Source organism: Pengzhenrongella frigida (assembly GCF_004168625.1).
Classification (GTDB): domain Bacteria; phylum Actinomycetota; class Actinomycetes; order Actinomycetales; family Cellulomonadaceae; genus Pengzhenrongella; species Pengzhenrongella frigida.
In genome coordinates this window covers 1-4,676 of sequence record NZ_SDWW01000089.1, presented here as the reverse complement: position 1 = coordinate 4,676, position 4,676 = coordinate 1, and the positions used below count along the sequence as shown (strand labels likewise).

Genomic DNA, 4,676 nt, shown 5'->3' with positions numbered 1-4,676 from the left:
GCTCACGATCGCCAGTGCGGTCGAGGAGCAGACGGCGACCACCAACGAGATGTCCCGGTCGGTCACCGAGGCGGCCAACGGTTCGGGGGAGATCGCCGCGAGCATGCTGCGGGTCGCGTCGTCCGCGGCCGAGGCGAGCGGTGTCCTCGGCGAGATGGGCACCTCGGTAGACGATCTCGCGCGCATGTCCGCGGACCTGCGTGAGCGGGTCGCTGCGTTCACGTACTGACCTCGGGGGCGCGCCTCGCCGGCTGCAGGGGCGCGCCCATGGCGACGCCCCTGCAGCGGCATCGGCGCGCCCACCGGCCGTATCGGGCAATTGCCACGGACGTCGAGGTACATCACTCAACACGCCCCGTGCACGGTCGATGAGGCTCCTGACCCCGCAAGCGCGGGACTCGGAACGACGAAAGTGTGGAGGGTACGAGTGACGCGGATCCGGGTCCTTGTGGTCGATGACTCGGTCGTCGTCCGCCGCCTCGTCGCTGATGCTCTTGCGGGCGAACCGCAGATCGACGTCATCGGCACGGCGGCCAACGGGCACATCGCACTGACGAAGATCGAGCAGCTCGCCCCGGACCTCGTCACGATGGACATCGAGATGCCCGTCATGGACGGCATCGAGACCGTCCGGGCCCTGCGCCGTCGCGGCGACAAGATGCCGATCATCATGTTCTCGACGCTCACCGAGCGCGGCGCATCGGCCACGTTCGACGCGCTCGCCGCCGGGGCCACCGACTACGTCACCAAGCCCGCGAACCAGGGCAGCGTCGCCGCGTCCTTGGCGAAGGTGGCCGAGGACCTCGTCCCGCTGATCAAGGCCCTCGTGCCGCACCCCGGGGCGGGCCGGCCCACGCTGCCCCGCACGTTCGGGGCCCCGCGCCCGGCACCGGCGACCGCGGCTCCGGGCGGCGCCGCCGGCCCGGCCCGGGCGAACTACCGGACCGCAGAGTTCCGGGCGGCGCCCGCCGCCGCGTCGTCGTCGGGCGCGATCACCCTCGCTCCCCGATCGGAGCCGCGGCCGGTTCGACTGGTCATCGTCGGCTCCTCGACCGGTGGGCCCGAGGCGCTCTCGCGGATGTTCCAGGCGATCACCAGCCCGCTGCCCGTTCCGATGGTGCTCGTGCAGCACATGCCGCCGGTGTTCACCCGCCAGCTCGCAGCTCGGCTCGACCGCCTGGGCGCGACGACCGTGGTCGAGTCGGCCGGCGACGAGGAGCTGCTGCCCGGGCACGCCTACATCGCGCCCGGTGACCGTCACCTCGAGCTGCGCCAGACGGCGCGGGGTGCCCGCACGTTCCTCAGCGACGGCCCCCCGGTCAACTTCTGCCGGCCCGCCGTCGACATCCTCTTCCGCTCGGCGGTCACGGCCTTCGGCGGTGACCTCCTCGCGGTCGTGCTGACCGGCATGGGGGCGGACGGCCGCACCGGCTGCGAGGCCGTGGTCGGCGCAGGCGGGACCGTCATGGTCCAGGACGAGGCCTCGAGCGTCGTCTGGGGCATGCCCGGCGCCGTCGCCATGGCGGGCTTCGCGCATCGCATTCTTCCGCTCGACCAGGTGGGGGCAGCCCTGGTCGGCTCCGTGCTCAAATCCGCCCTCGATCCCACAGGAGGTTCCCGGTGACCCTCGCCACTGAGACATTCACATTCGTCGCCGATCTGGTCCGCAAACGCAGTGCCATCCAGCTCGAACCAGGCAAGGAGTACCTGGTCGAGAGCCGGCTGCTCCCGCTCGCACGGCACGCGGGAATGACCGGGGTCGACGAGTACGTGCGCGGGCTCCGGGCGGTGCCGCGACCTGTCGAGTACGAGAAGGTCGTGGAGGCCCTGACCACAAACGAGACGTCGTGGTTCCGTGACGCCAGCCCGTTCAAGGCGCTGACCGACCACGTGGTGCCCGAGCTGATCCGCGAACGCCCGGTCACGCGTCAGCTGCGTCTGTGGTCGGCGGCGTGCTCGACCGGCCAGGAGGCGTACAGCATCATCATGGCGCTGCGCGACTCCGCGCCGGAGCTCTCAGTCCAGATCACCGCGACCGATCTCTCGGAACAGGTGCTGGCCCGCGCGCGCGCCGGTCGGTACAGCCAGCTGGAGATCAACCGCGGCCTGCCGGCCAAGATGCTCGTGGAGCACTTCACCCGCGTCGGGATCGAGTGGGAGGTGAGCCAGCAGATTCGTCGGGGGGTGACGTTCTCCCGGCACAACCTGCTGCACGCCCCGCCGGCCGGGGGACCGTTCGACATCGTCTTCCTGCGCAACGTTCTCATCTACTTTGACCTCGCGACGAAGCAGGAAGTGCTGCGCCGCGTCCAGTCCGTCGTCCGCCCCGGGGGATTCCTCCTGCTGGGCGGCGCAGAAACGACCATCGGCGTCGATGACGCCTGGGAGCGGGTTCCCGTCGGGCGCAGCTCCGTCTACCGACTGAACGCCCGGAGGGCAGCATGAAGGCGCTGGTAGTTGACGATTCCCGGACTATGCGGCGGATCGTCGCTCGCATCCTCCAGGACCTCGGGTACGAGACGGATGAGGCGGGCGACGGTCAGCAGGCCATCGACCTCCTCGAGGCGGGTGAGGTCTACGACCTCGCCTGCATCGACTGGAACATGCCGGTGATGGACGGGCTCGAGTTCGTCATGGCAGCCCGTGCCCGCACGGACTGGCGCGCGATGACGCTGATGATGGTCACGACCGAGGCCGAGCACGGCCAGATCGTCCGCGCGCTCGCCGCCGGTGCCCACGAATACATGATCAAACCCTTCACCCCGGACGCGATCCGGGACAAGCTCGAGCTGCTCGGGCTGATTCCTGCCGAGGAGACGGTATGAGCGCCATCGGGATCTTTGACTCAGTTCAGCTGACGGCGATCGCGGAGGAGGTGTTCGCCGCGATGGTCGACGGCGAGCCCGGCCTCCTGCTGCCGTGGTGGGACGGGCCCGCCACGGTCACCGACCCGTTGCACGCGTGGGTCGATCTGCACGCGTCGTACACCGGGCGGGTGCTGCTCACCACCGACGCCGCCACCGCGGACGACCTGGCGCGTGCGCTGCTCGGGATGGACGCGGCCGAGGTTGTGTCCGAGGCTGATCTGGTCGACGCGTTCGGCGAGGTCGCGAACGTCGTCGGCGGGAACCTCAAGGCCCTGCTCCCGGAGCAGGGAAAGCTGACGATGCCCCTGGTGAGCCGGCAGCCGCCGTCGCACGAGGGAGCGTTCCAGCTCGACGAGGTGCTGCTCGCCTGGCGCGGGCGCCCCCTCGTCATCTCGGTATGGAATCTGTGAACCGGTCACCGCAGTGATCCGGTGTGAGAACAAGCTCGACGAACAGGCAAGGACGAAGACATGTTGAGAGTGGTGATTGCCGACGACAGTCGGGTGATGCGACAGATCGTCATCCGCACGCTGCGACAGGCGGGGTACGACTGGGAGATCACGGAGGCGGCCGACGGCGCACTGGCGCTCGAGATCGTCGCGGCGGAGCAGCCGGACCTCGTGCTGTCCGACTGGAACATGCCGAACATGACCGGGATCGAGCTGCTGCGGGCCCTCCGGGCCAGCGGGGACGACGTGCCGTTCGGCTTCGTCACCTCGGAGGGGTCGCCGGAGATGCGCGGTGAGGCCGAGGCTGCCGGGGCGCTGTTCCTCGTCGCCAAGCCGTTCACCGCGGAGTCGTTCCGCGACGTCATCGAGCCGGTGCTCGCGTGAATGCCAACGGGAGCATCGATACGCCCCTGCCCGGTGCACTGGATGTGCGTGAGGTGCTCGAGGGTCTGCTCGGGCGCGATGTCGACGTGACGACCGGTGGGGCGATGGTCAACCCCACGGCCGACGACGGTGCGATGGTGGGCATCTACGTCGACAACTACCTCAAACTGGCGGCCATCGTGCTGTTCGACCTGCCGCTCTCGGCTCGGTTGGGCGCGGCCATCGCGCTCGTGCCTTCGGCGGGTGCCGAGTACGCGATCGAGGAGGGCGCGCTGACCCAGGCCCTGTTCGACAACAGCTCCGAGATCCTCAACATCGCGGCGTCGATGTTCAACGCCGAGGGGGCGCCGCACCTCAAGCTGGATCGGGTCTACGCACCCGGCGACCCGCTGCCGGCCGACGTCGCGCAGTGGGTGCTGGCCTACGTGCGCCGGCTCGACCTCACCGTGACCATCAAGGGCTACGGCGAGGGCAGGGTCTCGGCTCTGGTCATCTGACTCAGGTCCCGCCGCTCTCGGCGCGCCGTCCGAACAACGTGCGGTTCGACTCGCCGGCGTGGCCCCTGGTGCGGGCCGACCCGCTGGCGTGGCCCCAGGTGCGGGCGGCGTCGAACGGGCGGCCCGCGAGACGAAGCGTGCGCGCAGGTCGGGCTGGGCGTTGAGCGGGTCGTCGAGCGACGGGAGGTTGCCCGCGACCGGTTCACGCACCGGTGAAGTCAAACTGATCGGGCGCATCGAAGAACGGGCGCTCGGGCGCAGGGTTGTCGTTCGCGGGTGACGGAGCCCCTGGTGGAGCCGGCACCGATGAGCCCGGCGTCGATGAGCCCGGTGGTGCCCCGGTCGGCGGTGGATCCCCCTGCCCGTGCGCGTGTGCGTGCCCGCCATGGCGTGCGGTTTCTTGTCCGATCGGGTGTCCGTTCCGGTCGCGGAACTGGTAGCTGACCAGGGCGATGCCGTCGCCGGTGTATCCGGGGGTG

Annotated in this window: 6 protein-coding genes and 1 pseudogene; all 7 read left to right on the top strand. The window is 70.0% G+C overall.

What is annotated here, in order from left to right:
- Positions 1 to 229: pseudogene (locus tag EUA98_RS19280) on the top strand (methyl-accepting chemotaxis protein); the annotation flags it as partial.
- Between the two features lie 198 nt (positions 230 to 427).
- The gene (locus tag EUA98_RS19275; protein ID WP_130104301.1) at positions 428 to 1,624 is read left to right on the top strand and encodes a protein-glutamate methylesterase/protein-glutamine glutaminase; all 1,197 of its coding nucleotides are present in this window, start codon (positions 428 to 430) and stop codon (positions 1,622 to 1,624) included.
- Positions 1,621 to 2,445, top strand: coding sequence for a CheR family methyltransferase (locus EUA98_RS19270; protein ID WP_130104300.1), 825 nt, complete (start codon positions 1,621 to 1,623; stop codon positions 2,443 to 2,445). The genes EUA98_RS19275 and EUA98_RS19270 overlap by 4 nt, the downstream gene beginning before the upstream one ends.
- Positions 2,442 to 2,825 carry a response regulator gene (locus EUA98_RS19265; RefSeq protein WP_130104299.1) on the top strand — a complete coding sequence of 128 codons (384 nt, stop codon included), beginning with the start codon at positions 2,442 to 2,444 and terminating at the stop codon, positions 2,823 to 2,825. The genes EUA98_RS19270 and EUA98_RS19265 overlap by 4 nt, the downstream gene beginning before the upstream one ends.
- Positions 2,822 to 3,277 (top strand): chemotaxis protein CheX, encoded by a 456-nt coding sequence (locus tag EUA98_RS19260; RefSeq protein WP_130104298.1) that lies wholly within the window; start codon positions 2,822 to 2,824, stop codon positions 3,275 to 3,277. Before EUA98_RS19265 ends, EUA98_RS19260 begins: the two co-directional genes overlap by 4 nt.
- Before the next feature lie 60 nt (positions 3,278 to 3,337).
- Entirely contained in the window at positions 3,338 to 3,700 is a 363-nt protein-coding gene (locus EUA98_RS19255) for a response regulator (protein WP_207219171.1), read from the top strand.
- On the top strand, positions 3,697 to 4,197 hold the full coding sequence (locus EUA98_RS19250; protein ID WP_130104297.1) for a hypothetical protein: 501 nt from the start codon (positions 3,697 to 3,699) through the stop codon (positions 4,195 to 4,197). The genes EUA98_RS19255 and EUA98_RS19250 overlap by 4 nt, the downstream gene beginning before the upstream one ends.
- Positions 4,198 to 4,676 lie beyond the last annotated feature (479 nt).